At 62.6% G+C, this 18,149-nt stretch carries 13 protein-coding genes; 12 read left to right on the top strand and 1 reads right to left on the bottom strand.

Annotated elements, in window-relative coordinates:
• Positions 1-131: 131 nt before the first annotated feature.
• A complete protein-coding gene (locus tag DXT74_RS17145) occupies positions 132-863 on the top strand; it encodes a glutathione peroxidase (RefSeq protein ID WP_043593907.1) in 732 nt (243 codons plus the stop codon).
• 149 nt (positions 864-1,012) lie between these two features.
• Complete coding sequence (locus DXT74_RS17140; protein WP_194426554.1) at positions 1,013-2,404, top strand: dihydrolipoyl dehydrogenase; 1,392 nt, start codon at positions 1,013-1,015, stop codon at positions 2,402-2,404.
• Positions 2,405-2,911: 507 nt separating this feature from the next.
• Here DXT74_RS17140 and DXT74_RS17135 read toward each other — a convergent pair.
• Positions 2,912-4,219 (bottom strand): MFS transporter, encoded by a 1,308-nt coding sequence (locus tag DXT74_RS17135; protein ID WP_194426553.1) that lies wholly within the window; start codon positions 4,217-4,219, stop codon positions 2,912-2,914.
• A gap of 99 nt (positions 4,220-4,318) precedes the next feature.
• Between DXT74_RS17135 and DXT74_RS17130 the strand changes: the two genes are divergently transcribed.
• From DXT74_RS17130 to DXT74_RS17085, 10 genes are all read left to right on the top strand, one after another.
• Positions 4,319-5,698, top strand: a complete 1,380-nt coding sequence (locus DXT74_RS17130; protein ID WP_194426552.1) for a DUF3404 domain-containing protein — start codon at positions 4,319-4,321, stop codon at positions 5,696-5,698.
• Positions 5,695-6,339 carry a response regulator transcription factor gene (locus tag DXT74_RS17125; protein ID WP_043638643.1) on the top strand — a complete coding sequence of 215 codons (645 nt, stop codon included), beginning with the start codon at positions 5,695-5,697 and terminating at the stop codon, positions 6,337-6,339. Before DXT74_RS17130 ends, DXT74_RS17125 begins: the two co-directional genes overlap by 4 nt.
• A complete protein-coding gene (locus tag DXT74_RS17120; RefSeq protein ID WP_194426551.1) occupies positions 6,339-7,115 on the top strand; it encodes a DUF2861 family protein in 777 nt (258 codons plus the stop codon). The genes DXT74_RS17125 and DXT74_RS17120 overlap by 1 nt, the downstream gene beginning before the upstream one ends.
• 83 nt (positions 7,116-7,198) lie before the next feature.
• Complete coding sequence (locus DXT74_RS17115; protein WP_194426550.1) at positions 7,199-9,466, top strand: glycoside hydrolase; 2,268 nt, start codon at positions 7,199-7,201, stop codon at positions 9,464-9,466.
• A gap of 401 nt (positions 9,467-9,867) precedes the next feature.
• Positions 9,868-12,459 (top strand): TonB-dependent siderophore receptor, encoded by a 2,592-nt coding sequence (locus tag DXT74_RS17110; protein WP_052370580.1) that lies wholly within the window; start codon positions 9,868-9,870, stop codon positions 12,457-12,459.
• A 548-nt stretch (positions 12,460-13,007) separates the two neighbouring features.
• On the top strand, positions 13,008-15,605 hold the full coding sequence (locus tag DXT74_RS17105) for a TonB-dependent siderophore receptor (protein ID WP_231138211.1): 2,598 nt from the start codon (positions 13,008-13,010) through the stop codon (positions 15,603-15,605).
• A gap of 99 nt (positions 15,606-15,704) precedes the next feature.
• Positions 15,705-16,361 (top strand): hypothetical protein, encoded by a 657-nt coding sequence (locus DXT74_RS17100; protein ID WP_043631835.1) that lies wholly within the window; start codon positions 15,705-15,707, stop codon positions 16,359-16,361.
• 49 nt (positions 16,362-16,410) lie between these two features.
• Positions 16,411-17,142: a MotA/TolQ/ExbB proton channel family protein gene (locus DXT74_RS17095; protein WP_043631004.1), complete on the top strand. Its 732-nt coding sequence runs from the start codon at positions 16,411-16,413 to the stop codon at positions 17,140-17,142.
• A gap of 10 nt (positions 17,143-17,152) precedes the next feature.
• Positions 17,153-17,596, top strand: a complete 444-nt coding sequence (locus DXT74_RS17090; protein WP_043631007.1) for a biopolymer transporter ExbD — start codon at positions 17,153-17,155, stop codon at positions 17,594-17,596.
• A 19-nt stretch (positions 17,597-17,615) separates the two neighbouring features.
• The gene (locus DXT74_RS17085; protein ID WP_231138169.1) at positions 17,616-18,029 is read left to right on the top strand and encodes a biopolymer transporter ExbD; all 414 of its coding nucleotides are present in this window, start codon (positions 17,616-17,618) and stop codon (positions 18,027-18,029) included.
• Positions 18,030-18,149: the final 120 nt, after the last annotated feature.

The following is an 18,149-nucleotide window of genomic DNA, read 5'->3' as shown; positions in this document are numbered from 1 at the left end:
CGCTTGCTTGTCGATTAAAAAAGCAAATCAGCAGCCTTGGCACAATCAATTAGACGAATTTGCCGTCAGCTATCAGAATGCACCAATCGATTTATTAAACCTGTCAGTCAATCCAAACAAGGAGTCTCGCCATGTTGCAAAACCGTGAAGGCCAACGCGTACCGAATGTCACTTTCCGTGTTCGTGACAACAACGAGTGGAAAGATGTCAGCACCGCCGAGCTGTTCGACGGCAAAACCGTAGCGGTGTTCTCGCTGCCGGGCGCGTTCACCCCCACATGTTCTTCTACCCACCTGCCGCGCTTCAACGAGCTGGCGCCGGCCTTCTTCGCCAACGGGGTGGATGCCATCCTGTGCGTATCGGTCAACGACACCTTCGTGATGAATGAATGGGCCAAGGACCAGGAAGCTCAGAACCTGGTGATGATTCCGGACGGCAACGGCGATTTCACCGAGGGCATGGGCATGCTGGTGGACAAGCAGGACCTGGGCTTCGGCAAGCGCAGCTGGCGCTACTCCATGCTGGTGAAGGACGGCGTGGTGGACAAGATGTTCATCGAGCCGCAAGAGCCGGGCGATCCGTTCAAGGTGTCCGACGCCGATACCCTGCTGGATTACATCAACCCCAGCGCCAAGAAGCCGGACCAAGTGGTGGTGTTCTCCAAGACGGGCTGCCCGCACTGCGCGCGCGCCAAGGCGGTGCTGAGCGAAAACGGCTACGACTTCGTTGAAGTGCCGCTGGACAACAAGGTGCGCGGCAAGGTGCTGGGCGCCGTAGCCGGCAAGATGACCGCGCCGCAGGTGTTCATCAACGGCCAGCTGATCGGCTCCGCCGACGAAGTGGAAAAGTACTTCTCCAAGTAAGCCTCAACCGTGTTCGTCCCCCGGTGGCTCGGGCCCTGACGCCTCCGGAGTTGTTGCGGGCCGGATGCTCCGTCCGGCCCTTTTTTTACCGGGATACGAGACGGCATGCCCAGCGTGCCGTGCCGTATCCCGATACCGAAAGGAATGAGATGCATACCTTGAACATCGATGTCGCCGTGATCGGCGCCGGCACCGCCGGCCTCGCAGCCTACCGCGCCGCCAAGGCTCGCGGCGCCAGCGCCGTGGTCATTGAAGGCGGCCCTTACGGCACCACCTGCGCCCGCGTCGGCTGCATGCCGTCCAAGCTGCTGATCGCCGCCGCCGAGGCCGCGCACCAGCCGCGCCACAGCGCGCCCTTCGGCGTGCATATCGATGGCGAAGTGCGCATCGACGGCCGCGAGGTGATGGACCGAGTCAAGCGGGAGCGCGATCGTTTCGTCGGCTTCGTGCTCAATGGCGTGGAAAGCATTCCGCCGCAAGACCGGCTGCGCGGTTACGCCCGCTTTATCGACAACACCACTTTGCAGGTAGACGAACACACGTTGGTGCAAGCGCGCCGCGTCGTGATCGCCACCGGTTCTTCGCCGTTGATCCCGCCGCCGTTTCAGGCCTTCGGCGACAAATTGATCATCAACGACGATGTGTTCGACTGGGAAACGCTGCCGGAAAGCGTGGCGGTGTTCGGTCCCGGCGTCATTGGTCTGGAACTGGGTCAGGCGCTGTCCCGGCTGGGCGTCAAGGTACGCGTGTTCGGTCGCGGAGGCGGCGTTGGGCCGCTGTCCGATCCGGCGGTGCGCGACTACGCCAGCCTGACGCTGGGCCGGGAGTTTTATCTGGACCCGGACGCCAAGATACTGGAAATGGGTTTGGCCGACGGCAAGGCGCAAATCCGCTACGTCAACCTGGACGGCGAGGAGGTTTGCGAGCGTTTCGATTACGTGCTGGCCGCCACCGGCCGCGCGCCCAATGTGCGCGGCCTGGCGCTGGAGAACGCCGGTCTGGAGTTGGATGCGGGCGGCGTGCCCAAGTTTGATCCGCGGACCCTGCAGTGCGGGAACTCGCCGGTTTTCATCGCAGGCGACGCCAATAACATCCTGCCGCTGTTGCACGAGGCCGCGGACGAAGGCAAGACCGCCGGCGACAATGCCGCGCTGTATCCGGCGGTACGGCCCGGCCTGCGCCGCTCCAGCATCGCCGTGGTGTTTTCCGACCCGCAAATGATGATGGTGGGCAGCCGCTTCGCCGATTTGCCGGAGGGCGAATTCGTGGTGGGCGAAGTCAGTTTCGAAGATCAGGGCCGCAGCCGGGTCATGGGCGTCAACCAAGGCTTGCTGCATGTTTACGCCGATCGCGCCAGCGGCCGCTTCATAGGGGCGGAAATGATAGGCCCGCGCGCCGAGAACCTGGCCCACTTGCTGGCCTGGAGCCATCAGCAAGGCCTGACGATCGCCCAGATGCTGGAGATGCCGTTCTACCACCCGGTGATAGAGGAAGGCCTGCGCACCGCGCTGCGCGACGCCGCGGCCAAGGTGCTTGCTTAAAGCTTGCCGCGCTGGATGCCCCGGTTTCGGTCCGCATCCGGCACCGCACGCCCGCTTATGGTCCCCGCCATGGCGGGCTTTTTTATGGCGCCGCCGTTAAGACCCTGTTCAATGTCCACTGTGCTTCAGCGAGATTTTAGGCAAGAGCGTTGAAAACCATCTCAAACCGCTTTTTCGCTCGTTTTCGCCTTGCCTCGCTGTTTGGTGAAAGGCAGCGGATTATCAGCGCCTGTTGTGCATCTCCCCAAGCCAGGCAAGATCGCCGGTGAATTATTTGGAGAAATGCATGAACCATGAACGTATGGCGCTGTGCGTGGCGGGAATCGGGTTGATGGTTCTGGGATGGGCGTTGTCTTCCTCGCTCTTATTGTCCCGCGGAGCCGACTTACTGTGCGCCGCAATGAAAGCCTAGCGTATTGTGAAACCGCCCCGAGGCATCGGGGCGGTTTTTTTCATGGGATCAACGAGGCTGAGCGAGAGGGGGCAGAGGCGCGTGGTTTTCTCTAATCAGCCGCGCAGCGCCCGAAGCCAGTCCAGCCGCTGTCGCCAAATCACCGGGGCGGCACTCAGCAGATGCAGCGTGGCCAGGATGTTGAGCGCGGCGGTGGCCAGCAGCAGGATGGCGATGCTGTCGTACAGCTTCAGCGCCAGCGCGCTGCCGATGGCGGCGGCCACCATGTAGAAGCCGTTGGCGATATTATTGGCGGCCACGGCCTGGGAGCGGAAATCGTCAGGGCTGGCGGTTTGCAGCCAAGTGTACAGCGGCACGGTGAAGAAACCGCCGAAGAAGCCCAGCAGCGCCACGTCGACCATATTGCGCCAGCTGCCGGCGCGAGCCAGGAACTCGCTCAGGCCGATCAGCTCGCCGCGATAGTGCTGCATGGCCGATAGCGCCAGATCGCCGCCGAACAGCGTCATGCCGGCGCTGCCCACCAGCACCATGCCCAGTTGCAGCTTGCCTTGCGACAACTTGGCGCAGACCACCGAGCCCAGGCCGATGCCGATGGAGAACAGCGCCAGCAGCAGGGTGTAGACGCCGGCGTCCCCGCCCAGGTGCAGGCGGGTGAAGGTGGGCAACTGGGTGGTGTAAACCGCGCCCATCAACCAGAACCAGGAAATGCCGAGGATGGCGCAGCGCACGTCGCGGATGCGCCAGGCGTCGCGCATCAGCAGCACGGAATCCTTGAGGAAATTGAAGGACAGCTTAAGCTTTGGCGCGCCGGGCTGGGCCGGCGGCATTGCGCGGCTGGCGCCGTAACCGAGCAGGGCGGTGGCCAGCAAGGTGGCGGTGATCAGGTAGGGGCCGCCGGTGGTGAGCATGCTGCCGCCGATCTGGCCGATCAGGATGGCGAGAAAGGTGCCCATTTCGATCAGACCGTTGCCGCCCACCAATTCGTGTTCCTTCAGATATTGCGGCAGCACAGAATACTTGAGCGGACCGAAAAACGCGGAGTGAGCGCCCATCAGGAACAGCGCGCCGAGCAACAGGCCGGCGGAGTGAAGGAAGAAGCCGGCGCCGGCCAACAGCATGATGGCGATTTCGGCCAGCTTGATCCAGCGGGCGATGACGGCTTTGTCGTAGCGTTCGGACAACTTGCCGGCGGTGGCGGAAAACAGGAAGAAGGGCAGGATGAACACGCCAGCGGCCAAGTTGACCAGCTGTTCCGGCGGCAGGCCGGCCAGGCTGAGGCCGTGAAAGCTGATCAGCACCACGATGGCGGTTTTCAGCAGGTTATCGTTGAACGCGCCCAGGAACTGGGTGCCGAACAGCGGAAAGAAGCGCCGGGTGGCGAAGAAGGAAAAGCCTGCTTTCACGTGGATGCCGATCTTGTGTCATGAGCCGGAAACGCATGCTAGCGGATTCGCGACGGGCTGTCAGCCGAGCGGTGGAGGGTTTTCCGTATAATGCGGCGCATGATGCTACGTCTGTGTTGTTGCTTGCTGATCTGTCATGCGGCCTGGGCCGGGGAGCTGTCGTCGAGGCTGGACGCCGTCTTGGCGGAATCCGCACCGGCGCGGTCTTTGGCGCTGGCTCGGATTCAGTCGCTGGACGAAGGCTTGATTGATCCGGCCTCCTTGCAGCCGGCCTGGTCCCGCTACGGTCTGCGCGCCTTGCGGCAATTGGCGGCGCACGAGCGCGGCTGCGAGGGCGAGGTGTCGTCCGTGCCGGCGCTATGGCGTGATTTTGAACGCAGACGCTGTGCGGACGGGCGTTTGCCGGATGATTGGCTGCGACGGCATCCGGTCCACCCCCTGGGCGGCAGCAGCGCCGCGCATTGGCGGCAAGGGCGGCCTAAGGCGGAGGCGACGGACTGGCTGCATGTGCGCGAGCGCAACGATGAGCTGGGACTGTTGGGCGCCTTGTCCGACGACAATCTGGACGCTTTGCTGGCCGGCGCGCACTGGTTGTGGCAGGACGGCGCGTTGTGGCGGCTGCGCGACGGCTACTGGCGGGTTTACCCGGCCGCGGCCTGGCGGGAGCGAGCGGAAGCGGTTGGGGTGAGGGTGTCTGCGGACGCGGGCGCCTGCGTGGAGCGTTTGGACGGCTTGTGTTTGAACCCCGCGCCGGCGTCGGCCTGGTCTTGGCGGGCTCTATGGGCGGGGCTGGCCGGGCTGGCGCTGGCCGGCGGCGGCTGGCTGGCTTGGCAGCGGCGGCGTCTGGAGCGGGAGCGGCGTTTCGCCCTGCAGATGCTGACCCATGAGCTGCGCACGCCTATCGCCGGCCTGGCCGGCGTGGTGGAAGGGCTGCGACGGGACTTCGATCGCTTGCCGGATTCCGCTCAAGATCATTTTGGACATTTGGCCGGCGGCGTCAGCCGCCTGCGCCAGTTGGCCGAAGCCAGCCGTCATTATTTGTCCGCCGACAGGTTGGACGAACGACGGCAAGCGGTGCGGCTGGCGGAATGGCTGGACGCGATCGCGGAGCGGCATCAGGCCGCTTTTTGCCTGAACGAGGACGCGACGCTGCTGCTGCCTGCTTATTGGTTGGGCCTGTGCTTGGACAATTTGCTGGTCAACGCGCGTCGGCATGGCCGGCCGCCGTGGCGATTGCTGGCGAATTGGGACGGCCGCAGCCTGACGCTGACGGTGTGCGACGGCGGCCGTTTGGCGGATTACCGGCTGCGTCGGCTGACGCGGCGGGGCAGCGGCGGCGAGGGCATGGGCTTGGGCCTGGCCATTGTCAGGCGGGTGCTGGCGCGGCTGGGCGGACGCTTGCGCCTGTCTGGGCCGCCCACCCGGTTTAGCTTGCAACTGCCTGCCAAACGAGCGCCGCAACAGGACTCCCCTTTATGAATACTTTGCTGCTGATTGAAGACGACGCAACGCTGGGCGATGGCCTGAGCCGTTTTTTGGAGGACGCCGGTTATCGCTGTCTGTGGCTGCGGCGGGCGGAAGAGGCCGCCGCGCAGTGGCTGCGCGCCGATCTGGTCATTCTAGACCGCAGCTTGCCGGACGGCGATAGCCTGCGGCATTTGCCCGGCTGGCTGGCGCAGAAAGCCTTGCCGGTGATCGTGCTGACGGCGCGGGTGGAGGTGGGCGACCGGGTGGCCGGGCTGGAGGCGGGGGCGCGGGACTATCTGAGCAAGCCCTTCGCCCATGCGGAATTGCTGGCGCGGATTCGCGCTCAGCTGCGGCCTTTGGGTGACGGCAGCCTGAGCCTGGGAGCCTTGAGTTTGCAGCCCGCCCGGCAGTCGGCGAACTGGCGGGGAAGGGAAGTGGCCTTGACGCGCACCGAGTTCGAACTGCTGGCGTTGTTGGCGCGCATGGCCGGGCGGGTGATGAGCCGCGACGAATTGCTGAACCAGGTCTGGGGTTATGAGCATTTCCCATCCACTCGCACCGTGGACACGCATATTCTGCAACTGAGGCAGAAACTGCCCGGCCTTGGCATCGAAACCGTGCGCGGCGTCGGTTACCGGCTGGAGAAGCTCTGATGCGGCGCGCATTGTGCTTGTGGCTGGCGCTGGCCGCGCCGGCCTGCGCCGATCCGTTGGCTGTTTTTAACCGAGCCTTGCTGGGGGCGGACGATGACGCCGCCTGGCGCGCGCTGTCCGAAAGCTGGCCGGCTCTGCGCAGCCAGGCGCAGCGGCGGGCTTGGACCCAGGCTTTGGCGGCGCTGAGCGCCGAGCATTGTGGCAAGGACGCGCCGTTGACGCTGCCGGCCTGGCTGCCGCGTTTGACGCTGGAGCTGGCGCAGCGCGACATGCCGCTCTCGCGCGCGTACCGGATCGTGCTGAGCGGGCACGGCGCGCTGGAGGACGCGCGCTTATTGGACGCGCACGGGCATGATCTGTTGCGCGGCGGCTTGCTGGAGCGGGAGGACGGCCAAGATTTCCGCTTGGAAAGCGCGGATTTGAGCCGGCCTCTGGCGGCGGGGGCCTATCGGTTGCAGCTTAGCGCCGCCGGCCGGCAATGGCAGGCCGAGCTGGCGTTGCCGGAGGTGGCCAATCTGGACTGGCTGTCGCGCAGCCCGCTGGCGGTATCGCGCTTGCCGCCGCCGCGCGCGGCTTGCGCGCAGCCCTGGCTGGAGCAATCGCTGCTGAGGCGCAGCGATTACGGTTTTGTCTGGTGGCGGCGGCGGGAATTGGGCGAGGCGCTGCGCTGGCCGTCCAGCCCGGGCGAGCTATGGCAGAGCGTGGCCTTGGTTCGCGTCGAGGCGCGCGGTCAATTGGTTCTGAGGGTGGCGCACCGCCAGGTCGGGCCGCGTTGAAATCCTGACATTCGCCTGACAATCGCGACGGCCTTTGCCTTTCTAATCTCTTCATCTTGATTCGAATATGGAGAGTGCCCGCGATGTCGATATCCCCCCGTTCCCTTGTTTTTGCGCTGGCGGCAATGAGCCTGCCCTTGAGCGCCTGGGCGCAGATCCGCTTGGAAAACGCCCAGTGGCGGGTGGCGCTGGACCCGGCCACCCTGGCGGTGACCGCGACGCCGGCCGGACAACCGCCGCTGGAGGTGTCGACGGGTGGCCCCGCGCGGGAAGTGGCGAACCTGAGCGCGGACGCGGCCGGGGCGGCATGGTCCTGGGAGCACGATCGTTATCGCTTGAGCGCGCGCCTGGATGGTCCGGACCTGACGTTGACGGTGCAGGCCGGGACCGGAGCAGCGGAAACCATGCCGCTGCTGCGGCAGCCGGCGGCGGCGATGGGGCGCGGCTTGCTGCTGCCCTTGGCGGAGGGCAGCTATGCGCCGGCCGGCGATCCGCTGTGGCTGGATTTCCTGCCGCGCTTCGCCGGCGACGGGCTCAACACCTCGGAAAATCTCAGCCTGCCTCTGTGGGGCATGGATTACGGCGCAAGCAGTTTGCATTGGCTGCTGCTGAACCCCTTCAACAATCGTTTGAAGGTCAGCCGGGATGGCGCCGGTCTGGGGCTGGCGCTGAGTCATGACTTCAACGTCTTGAACCGACAAGAACCGATGACGCTGCTGTTGCACTTGGCGGACGGGGACCCCTTGGCCGGAGCCAAACGTTATCGGCAATGGTTGTTCGAGGCGGGGCGCTTCGAAAGCCTGGCGGACAAGATGCGCGCGCAGCCGGAAACCGCCAAGCTGGTGGGCGCCAGTCATGTCTATCTATGGGGCAACGATTTGCTGGGTGCGGCCGATGTGCGCGACTGGGGACGCTGGGTGAGCCTGTTGCGCGGCGACAGCGCGCTGGCGCGGCGCTTGAGAGGGCGCTTCGACGCGGAAGCCGTCGCGGCGCTGCGGGCGGCTTCGGCTCGGCCGGATGCTTACCAGCGTCGGGTCTTGTTGACGGCGTTCAACCAGGCGGCCGCGGCGGAGGCGCGGGCCGATTGGCTGAGCGCCGCGCCGGAGTGGAGCAAGCTGGCCGCGCCTTACCGCCGCTTGCGGCGCGAGGTGAGAGCGGTGTTCGGCGCAGCCTTGGCTCAGCCGGACGATTGGGGCGGCGGCTTATCACGCCGCACGCTCCGGGCTTTGAGCGCGGCCGGACTGGAGCGGCTATGGCTGGGGGTGGACAATTGGGAAGGGGGCTTGTGGCAGCCGCAAGCGATGGCTGAGGGCGTGCGCGCCGGCTACCTGATGGCGTCCTACGACTCCTACCAAACCGCCTCGCCGCCAGGGAAGCGCGAGGACTGGCTGACGGCGCAGCAGGGCGCCGCCGCGTATCGAGACTGTGGCATCACCTTGGCCAGCGGCCGGCGCAAGAGCGGTTTCCAGCAGTCCGGTTATTACACCAATCCGGAATGCGTGCGGCCTGTGTTGCGTCAGCGCAGCCAGGCGCTGCATAAGGCTTTGGGCTTCAACAGCTGGTTTCTGGATGCCTACGCCACCGGCATGGTGTTTGACGATTACACGCCGGGCCGGCGCATGAGCCAGGCCGACGTGGCGGCCGGCAACGAACGCAGCATGGCCTGGGTGAGGGATCGTTTCGGCGTGCCGGTGGGGTCTGAGAACGGCAACGCGGCCACCTCGCGAGGAATCGCCTTCGCGCACGGCATGCAGGTGCCGGTGCTGGGGTGGGGCGATCCCGATTTGCAGAAAAACCCCAAGTCGCCGTACTTCCTGGGCCGCTGGTTTCCGGCGGATCAGCCCGAGGTGTTTTTCCGCTCGGTACCCTTAAAGCAACCCTATCTGAACATTTACTACCAGCCGCGCTACCGGCTGCCGCTCTATCAGGCGGTGTTCCACGACTCCATCGTCACCACCAATCACTGGCTGTACGACAACCTGAAGTTCAGCAACGCCTATGCCGACAATCTATTGGCGCAATGGTTGTACAACACGCCGCCGCTCTGGCATGTGAGCGCGGAAAGCCTGACGAGGCGGCTGCCGCTGATGCGTTGCGCGGATCAGGTGTTTCGGCCCTTGCACCGACAACTGGCGACTCAGGCCATGACCGGCTTTGCCTGGTTGACGCCGGATCGCCTAGCTCAACAGACCCGTTTCGCCGACGGCAGCCGGCTGACAGTCAATTTCAGCGCGGAGCCGCGCTTGCTTGAAGGGCGCGAGTTGGCCGGCCAGGCGATGCGAGCGCAGTTGGCCGGACAGCCGGAGCGCACGGTTTCTTTAGAGGACTGCAAGCCGGGTCTTGCGCCATGAGCCGGTGTTTGGCGCTGTCCTCTACAGATATGAGTTAAACGCATTGATTTAATCGTCTTTCTGATTTTTACACATGTCATGAAAGTGTTGCGCGGCGCAGCCTATTGGCAAAAAGGCAACGCGCCGCTGCGCTTTTCACAACGAGGGCTCATGCTTGCTCATGGCATGAAACCCTTTGCCGGCGGTCTTTACGGAAGGTTGGGGCATGGTGTTTTCCGCTTTGGAGGCAGCCATGGGCGGGAAGGCCATATGTGACGAATCGTGATGCTGATTGACCGTCTGTAATAAATGCTTCAAGCATCGTGTCAGGCCATATGACAAATAGTCTGTGGCTGGATGATCTGCTGAAAGCGTGTCTAGAGAAGCGCGCTAAGCAGGTTAGGCACATGACTGGAGAAATCATGAGAACTAGCAAGAAGAAGTTGGTGCTTGCCTTGGCCCTGGCAGGCCTGGGCGGCCAAGCCGGCAGCGCCTGGGCGGCGGAGTCCAGCAGCGGCACCCTGGATCGGGTGGAAGTCACCGGTTCCAACATCAAGCGCAGCATCAAGCAAGAAAAGGCGCTGCCGGTGACGGTGGTGCGCACCGAGGAAATGAGCAAGCAGGGTTTCACCACGGTGGAGCAGGTGGTGAATTCGCTGGCCAGCAACCAGTCCAGCATGGTGGGCGCCTCGTCGGTGCAGTCCGTGTCGGGCGGCGCTTCTTACGCCAGCCTGCGCGGTCTGGGGTCGCAGTACACGCTGGTGCTGCTGGACGGCCGTCGCGTCGCCAGCCAGGCGATTGGCGGTTACGCCACGGATTTGAACGCCATTCCCTTGTCGGCGATTGAGCGCATCGAGGTACTGCGCGACGGCGCCTCCGCCATCTACGGCACCGACGCCATCGGCGGCGTGATCAACTTCATTACCAAGAAGAGTTACCAAGGCGTGACGGTGGGGGGCGAACTGGTGTCCACCGATCACAAGGGCGGCAATACCGGCAGCGCCAGCATCACCGCCGGCATCGGCGACTTGAACAAGGACGGCTACAACGTTTACGGCTCCTTGAGCTACCAGAAGCTGGACGCCATCACCACGCTGAACCGTTCCTTCGCCAACAAATACCTGACCGCGGACAACCTGAGCGGCCGAGTCTTCCCATCCAACTTCACTTACAAGGGCAACGCCTACAACCCGGCTGCGCCCAATTGCAAACCACCGTACGCCAAGCCGATAGACGCCAACTCCTGTGGCGAAAACGCCAACCTCTACATGGATCTGACGCCGGAGGTGGAACAACTGACCGCCTTCGTCAAGGGCACCAAGCAGATTGGGGATCACACGCTGTCGCTGCAGTACATGGGCGCGCGCAACGTCAGCACCACGCATATCTCGCCGGCGCCGCTAAGCAAGATCGCCACCCTGAAGGCGGGCGACAAGTATTATCCCACCCATTTGCCGGACGGCACGCCCACCGACGGCAGCGCCGTGGTGATCAACTCGCGCTCGGTGCCGCTGGGGCCGCGCGTGACCGAGAGTCTATCCACCACGCAGCGGCTGGCTTTCAATGCCGAAGGCTTGCTGGCGGGCTGGGATTACCGCGGCGGGGTGGCTTACTCCGAAAACAAGACCACCATCAATTACAAGTCCGGCTATGTGCACGGCGACAAGATCGCCGCCGCTTTCCAGGACGGCACCATCAATCCCTTTGGAGATTCTGCGCCCGGCGCTTGGCAGAGCACTGAACTGAAGGGCGACGGCTGGATCGCCAAATACCAGACGGTGATGGCGGACTTCAAGGTCAGCAAGGAGGTGTTGCAGCTGCCGGCCGGCATGATGGCGACGGCTTTCGGCGTGGAAACCCGGCGCGAGAAACTGGACAGCCAGATTCAGGACATCGCCCAGTTCGCGCTGGGGTCCGGCATCGCCGATTCTAAGTCCACCAGCGGCAGCCGCGGCGTGACCGCGGCCTATGTGGAAGCGGATATTCCGATTTTCAAAAACTTCGACGCCCAGTTGGCTGCGCGCTACGACCGCTATACCGACTTCGGCAGCTCCTTCAACCCGAAGGTCGCCGTCAAGTACCAGCCTATCCCGCAGGTCTTGTTCCGTTCCTCCGCCAGCAAGGGCTTCCGCGCGCCGACGCTGTACGATGTGTTCACGCCCAACAGCAAGACCTACACCGCCAACAAGTTCAACGACCCCTTGCGTTGCCCGGGCGGCACGCCGGCCAACGGCGGCAACAAGGTGGACGATTGCAACACCCAGTTCGAAGCCTTGCAGGGCGGCAACAACAATTTGTCGCCAGAGAAGGCCAGTTCGCTGACCTTCGGCATCGTGATTGAGCCGATCAAGGAAATCACCGCCAGCGCGGATTTCTGGTGGACTACGGTGAAAGACACCATCAACTCGCTGGACCCCGGCGTGATTTTCGCCGACCCGGGCAAGTACGCCGACAAGTTCGTGCGCAACGCGGACGGCTCGCTCAACCATGTGATCACCACCACTCAGAACCTGGGTACCTTGAGCGCGGCCGGCGTGGACATCAGCCTGGCCTTCCGCTTGCCCAAGAATGCTTTGGGCAATTTCAGCGTCAACCTGGATGGCACCTACACTTCCAAGTACCAGCAGCAGTTGGAGCCGAAGGGACCCTATTTGAGCTCGCTGGGCGGGTGGTACAAGGATATTCTGCAGCCGACCTTGCGCTGGAAGCATAGCCTGGCGTTCAACTGGGCGCGGGGACCGTGGAGCGGAGTGCTGGTGCAGAATTATTCGTCCGGCTATACCGACCTGAATCCCAATGATGAAGGTCATAACGTGCGTCCGTACTCCAACTGGAACCTGTCCGGCAGCTATGTATGGGACAAGAAGCTCACCATTACCGCCGGCATCCGCAACCTGTTCGATCAGGAGCCGCCTTACAGCAACCAGACCAAAACCTTCCAGTATGGCTTTGATCCAGTGGTGGCGGATCCGGTGGGGCGCGCTTATTTCCTGAAAGCCAACTACAAACTCTAATCCTCGCCAAGAGTCGTTTGATCAAGCCCCGTCGCACCATCTGGTGTGGCGGGGTTTTATGCTTTTAGAGTTATTTTTCTTATTTGAGCGGGAGGCAGGCAGGGAGGCTTTGATTATGAGAGGAAGACTTTTTTCATACCAGCCATTAAAAAAACGAATGCATAAGTTTTTGCAAAATTAGTCTAATCTGAAATTCTTGTACAAAATTGTCGTAAAAATGCAAAAAAGCAACAATGGCAAGGGGTGTTCACTATAAAAAATGACATGGAATTAGCAGGTGATTGTAAAAGCTGCTGGCAAAAATCAGGGGGATAGTCTATTGATTTTCAAGCGCTAACATGATTTTTACGCATTTCTCCGCCAAACGGGGAGCTGGAACAAACCGCCGGACACCGTGGATCGTCCCTCAACAAATATTGACGAGAAGCAACAATCCTTAACACACTCGAAACATGGTCATGACGTTCGATTGTCGACGACCTGCAGTATCCAGCAAACGTTCGCCAGAAGCGCTGCTGGTTTCCGTGTGCAGTTAAGGAGAAATCAAGTTGAGAAGTCAAAAGAAGCAGCTAGTGCTTGCCCTGGCCATGGCCGGCATGGCGAGCCATGCGCCGTTCGCATTCGCCGCTGAGGCGAACTCCGGTCAGCTGGATCGGGTAGAGGTTACCGGTTCCAATATCAAGCGCAGCATCAAGCAGGAAAAGGCGCTGCCCGTCACCATTCTCAAAACCGAAGATCTGGCCAAGCAAGGCCTGACCACCGTGGAACAGGTGGTCAACAGCATCGCAGCCAACCAGTCGTCGCAAGGCGCCAGCTCCTCTGTCGGCTCCTCCTCCGGCGGCGGTTCCTTCGCCAGCCTGCGCGGCCTGGGCAATCAATACACGCTGGTACTGCTGGATGGCCGCCGCATGGCCAACCAGGCGATCGACGGCACGTCCGCCGACCTGAACGCCATCCCGCTGTCCGCCATTGAGCGCGTGGAAGTATTGCTGGACGGCGCCTCCGCCATTTACGGCACCGACGCCATCGGCGGCGTGATGAACTTCATCACCAAGAAAAGCCTGAAGGGTTTCAGCATCGGCGGCAGCCTGGCCAATCCGCAGCATGGCGGCGGTGATGAAAAGCGCATCAATGCTTCCTACGGTATTGGCGATCTGGGCCAGGACGGTTTCAACGTCTATGGCGCCATTGACTACATGAAGCAGGACATGGTGATGGCGGGGCAGCGCGACTACGCCCACCAAGTCAACAAATTCACCGGTACCAGCTCTAGTGCATGGCCGGGCAACTATATCGATGGCGTCACCGGCAAGTGGGTGGCTCCGTCCGCGCCAAATTGCCGTCCGCCGTTTTCCCAATACGTTAGTGACTCTAAGCTTGGTAACCGATGCTTGGAGTACTATTCTCTGTACCCCAGCATCATCCCGCAGGTGGAGCAGATTTCCGGCCTGGTCAAGGCCACCAAGCGCATAGGCGATAATCACGAACTGTCGTTGCAATACACCCGCACCGAGACCATCACCACTGCGCAGAACGCGCCGCTGCCCACTGCTGGCGACATCACCCGCGTCAACGCGGTGGACCCGACCAAGCTCGACAAGCTCTATGTGCGCACCATCCCGCTGGGCAATCGCGAGACCGAGGCCAACTCGGTGACGCAGCGCTTGATGTTGAATATGGAAGGCCTGATCGCCGGTTGGGATTACCGCGCCGGCATCGGGCGTTCGGAAAACCTGATCAAGGAAAACCTGACTTCCGGCTATGTCAGCAAGAGCAAGATGCAGTCCGCGGTCAACAGCGGCGCGTTGGATCCGTTCGATCTGTCCGGCAACAATCTGGCGGCCTGGCGTTCGGTGGGCATGACCGGTCAAACCAAGGAAGCCAAGTCCACCATCGACATGGCGGACATCAAGGCCAGCCGCGAAGTGTTGCAGCTTCCGGCGGGGATGATGGCTATCGCTTTGGGTGCGGAAGTGCGCCGCGAGTCCTTGAGCACGATCTACAACAAAGCGGTGACTCGTGATGCCTTGAGCACTGGCCAGGACAAGACCGAAGACTCCAGCGGCAGCCGTTCCGCCTACGCTTTCTACGGCGAAGCGGACATTCCGGTATTGAAGAACCTGGACGTGCAACTGGCTGTGCGCTACGACCATTACAGCGATACCGACAGCTCGATCAATCCGAAGGTCGCGTTCAAGTTCCAGCCCAGCTCGCAAGTCATGTTCCGCGGCTCCGCCAGCACCGGCTTCCGCGCGCCGTCGCTGTACAACATCTACCGTCCCAACCAGTTGCAGCTGACCAGCAGCAGCTATGTTGATTACGGCGCTTGTCCGGACGGCGTCAACCCGGCACCGGGCGCAGATGGTTCCGCTTGCACCAAGATGCAGCGCAATAAACGAATCGCCGGCAACAAGAAGTTGGAACCGGAAAAGTCGTCCTCCTTGTCCTTCGGCATGGTGATCGAGCCGGTCAAGGACTTCACCGCCAGCGCCGACTTCTGGTGGACCATGATCAAGGGCCAGATCAGCTTCCTGGACGAAACCGCCATCTTCGCCGACCCGGCCAAGTACGCGAATCGTTTTGTACGGGATGGCAGCGGCAATCTGTCCTATATCATCGACGACTACGACAACCTGGGCAATCTGAGCGCCGCGGGTGTCGACATCAAGCTGAACTGGGTCTTGCCCAAAACTTCGGTGGGTACCTTCACGGCAACGCTGGATGGCACCTATCTGTCCAAGTACTCCTATCAGACCGAGAAGAACGGCCCGTATTACAGCAATCTGGGTACTTTCCTGGATGGTGCCCCTACCTTCCGCTGGCAGCACAACCTGACGCTGGGCTGGTCCTATGGTCCGTGGAGTACGATGTTGGCGCAGAACTACAAGTCCGGCTACACCGATTCCAATCCCTATCTGAAGCAGGGGCAGCCGTTCCATCAGGTCAGACCGTATTCCACCTGGAATCTGTCCGGCACCTACGCTTGGAACAAGCAACTGACGGTGACCGCCGGCATCAAGAACCTGTTCGATCAAGAGCCGCCGTACTCCAATCAGATGACGCGCACCACGCAGCAAAACTACGATCCGCGCTTTACCGATCCGATGGGACGTTCCTTCTTCCTCCGGGCTAATTACAAGCTCTAAGGCGGCGGGAAACTGGATGGAGCGGAACTGGTTTCCGCTCCGTTCTCGGGCCCGGCGGCGCGCCGCCGCCGGGCGAATCAGAAGACAGTGGATATAAACATGACGAGCATCACAGCCAGAGGAATCGGCGGTCCCCCGCCCAAGCGCCGCATCGCGGGCTTGGTCGGCGTGGTCGTCTTCCATGCACTGTTGATCTACGCGCTGGTCTCGGGCCTGGCCCAGGGCGTGGTCAAAGTGATCCAGCAAAAAGTGGAAGTGGCGGTCATCAGCGAACCGCCGCCCCCTCCACCGCCCCCTCCGCCCAAGATCGAGAAAGTGGTGCAGCCCACCGCCGCGCCCAAGCCGCAGGCCTACGTGCCGCCGGTGGTCAATCCACCGCCGGTCACCTCCACGGCCAACGCCATCCAGTCCACCACCTCGGACCCAGCGCCGCAGCCCGCGCCCACCCCCGCCCCGGCGGTGGAAGCGCCCAAGGGACCGGTGTCGGCCAAGGCCAACTGCAGCCAGCTGCAAGCGCCGGAGTATCCGAGCAAGGCGCAACAGGACGAAATCCAGGGCGTGGTGCGCGTGGCCTTCCAGGTGGGCGACAACGGCCGCTTCAGTCACATCGCCAATATTTCGTTCGACGGCGGCATCCCGCCGCGCTACCGCAGCGGCTTCCAGTCGGCGATCAGCGCCGCGCTGCAAGGCTACAGCTGCAAACCCAACAGCCTGTTGAGCCAGGAATTCGGCTTCAAACTCGATTCCGGCGAATGAGCGCGAGCGCGCCTCGACCGGAACAAGCAATCTCTAGGAGAACCAGAACATGAGCAAAATCACCCGCACCGCCTTCGCCGCCGTGGCCCTGTTGAGCAGCCTGAGCGCGCTGGCCGCCGAAACCGCGCACGTGACCAGCAACCCGTACGGCATCGACGCCCTGTGGGCGCAAGGCGATATCGTGGCGCGCGGCACCCTGATCATCCTGCTGATCATGTCCGCGGCCACCTGGTACGTCGGCATCGTCAAACTGCTGGAACAGCGCCGCCTGCTCAAGCAAGGCCGCGAACTGCTGGAATCGCACGGCGCGGAGCTGCAAAAGCGCGCCAGCGAACTGGCCGACGAAGGCATGTTCAGCGCGGTGGCGGTGGCCGGCATTGAAGCGGCGGCCGAGCACAAGGGCGAGCTGGCCGGGCGCGTGGACCTCAACACCTGGGTGTCGATGGCCATCTCCGACGCGGTGGACTCCGCCAGCCACCACATGCAAAACGGCCTGTCGGTGGTGGCCACCGTCGGCTCGACCGCGCCGTTTGTCGGCCTGTTCGGCACGGTGTGGGGCATCTACCACGCGCTGACGGCGATCGGCATGTCGGGTCAGGCGTCGATCGACAAAGTGGCGGGCCCGGTGGGCGAAGCGCTGATCATGACGGCGATCGGCCTGGGCGTGGCGGTGCCGGCGGTGCTGGGTTACAACTGGCTGGTGCGTCGCAACAAGCTGGTGCTGGACATGGTGCGAGTGGTGGCGGGCCGCCTGCACGCCAGCCTGCTGAACGCGCGCTGAGGCGTCGACGATGAAAGGGCGCAACGCAAGATTCGGCCAAGGCCACGGCAAGGGCGACGAAGACGCGGTGATGTCCGCGATCAACACCACGCCGCTGGTGGACGTGATGCTGGTGCTGCTGATCATCTTCCTGATCACGGTGCCGGTGGTGACGCAGACGGTGAAGATGGCGCTGCCGAAGGAAAGCAACATTCCGACGCAGACCAAGCCGGAGAACATCGTGCTGGGGGTGGACACCGGGAACACTATTTACTGGAACACCACGCCGGTGAAGACGCAGGAAGAGCTGCTGGCGCGGCTGGTGAAGGAGGCGAAGAAGGACCCGCAGCCGGAAGTGCACATTCGGGGCGACCTGGGGGCGAAGTACAGCCCGATAGGCCGCATCGTGCTGGCGGTGCAGCAGGCGGGTATCGTGAAGATCGCTTTTATTACCGAACCGCCGCCGCGGAACTAGGAGGGGCAGGAAGATGGGAATGAACGTAGGCTCGTCCGACGACGACCTGATGGTGGAGATGAACACCACGCCGCTGATCGACGTGATGCTGGTGCTGCTGATCATGTTGATCATCACGATTCCGATCCAGACGCACGCGGTGAAGCTGGACATGCCGGTGAGCAGTCCGGCGAAGCCGATGGAGAAGCCGGTGGTGGTGCAGATAGACATTGGGCCGGACAACGGTATCTTGTGGAACGGGGAGCGTTTGGCGAACCGGGAGGCTTTGGAGAAGAAGCTGACGGAAGCGGCGGCGCGGGTGCCGCAGCCGGAGTTTCACATCAAGCCGAACAAGGATGCGGGTTACGAGCCGGTGGCGATGGTGCTGGCGGAGTCGCAGCGTTTGGGGGTAACCAAGCTGGGCATCGTGGGGTCCGAGCAGTTTGTGCAGTGATCCCGCGGGCCTGACCAAGCCATTCCTTATATATGTCTTGTGTTGATATATATTGTCTTTGTCATGAAATGGATGTTTGACTCGTTGTGAGGAAAAGGCAGCCTTTGGGCTGCCTTTCTC

It is taken from the genome of Chromobacterium sp. Rain0013 (assembly GCF_015291765.1).
In the GTDB taxonomy this organism is placed as follows: domain Bacteria; phylum Pseudomonadota; class Gammaproteobacteria; order Burkholderiales; family Chromobacteriaceae; genus Chromobacterium; species Chromobacterium haemolyticum.
The sequence above is the reverse complement of the archived record's forward strand: the minus strand, read 5'-3'. Positions and strand labels throughout refer to the sequence as shown.

Coding starts and splice junctions, on each gene's coding strand:
- DXT74_RS17085 (WP_231138169.1), top strand. CDS start 17,616: ATGAACGTAGGCTCGTCCGACGACGACCTGATGGTGGAGATGAACACC.
- DXT74_RS17090 (WP_043631007.1), top strand. CDS start 17,153: ATGAAAGGGCGCAACGCAAGATTCGGCCAAGGCCACGGCAAGGGCGAC.
- DXT74_RS17125 (WP_043638643.1), top strand. CDS start 5,695: ATGAATACTTTGCTGCTGATTGAAGACGACGCAACGCTGGGCGATGGC.
- DXT74_RS17110 (WP_052370580.1), top strand. CDS start 9,868: ATGAGAACTAGCAAGAAGAAGTTGGTGCTTGCCTTGGCCCTGGCAGGC.
- DXT74_RS17145 (WP_043593907.1), top strand. CDS start 132: ATGTTGCAAAACCGTGAAGGCCAACGCGTACCGAATGTCACTTTCCGT.
- DXT74_RS17130 (WP_194426552.1), top strand. CDS start 4,319: ATGATGCTACGTCTGTGTTGTTGCTTGCTGATCTGTCATGCGGCCTGG.
- DXT74_RS17115 (WP_194426550.1), top strand. CDS start 7,199: ATGTCGATATCCCCCCGTTCCCTTGTTTTTGCGCTGGCGGCAATGAGC.
- DXT74_RS17095 (WP_043631004.1), top strand. CDS start 16,411: ATGAGCAAAATCACCCGCACCGCCTTCGCCGCCGTGGCCCTGTTGAGC.
- DXT74_RS17140 (WP_194426554.1), top strand. CDS start 1,013: ATGCATACCTTGAACATCGATGTCGCCGTGATCGGCGCCGGCACCGCC.
- DXT74_RS17120 (WP_194426551.1), top strand. CDS start 6,339: ATGCGGCGCGCATTGTGCTTGTGGCTGGCGCTGGCCGCGCCGGCCTGC.
- DXT74_RS17100 (WP_043631835.1), top strand. CDS start 15,705: ATGACGAGCATCACAGCCAGAGGAATCGGCGGTCCCCCGCCCAAGCGC.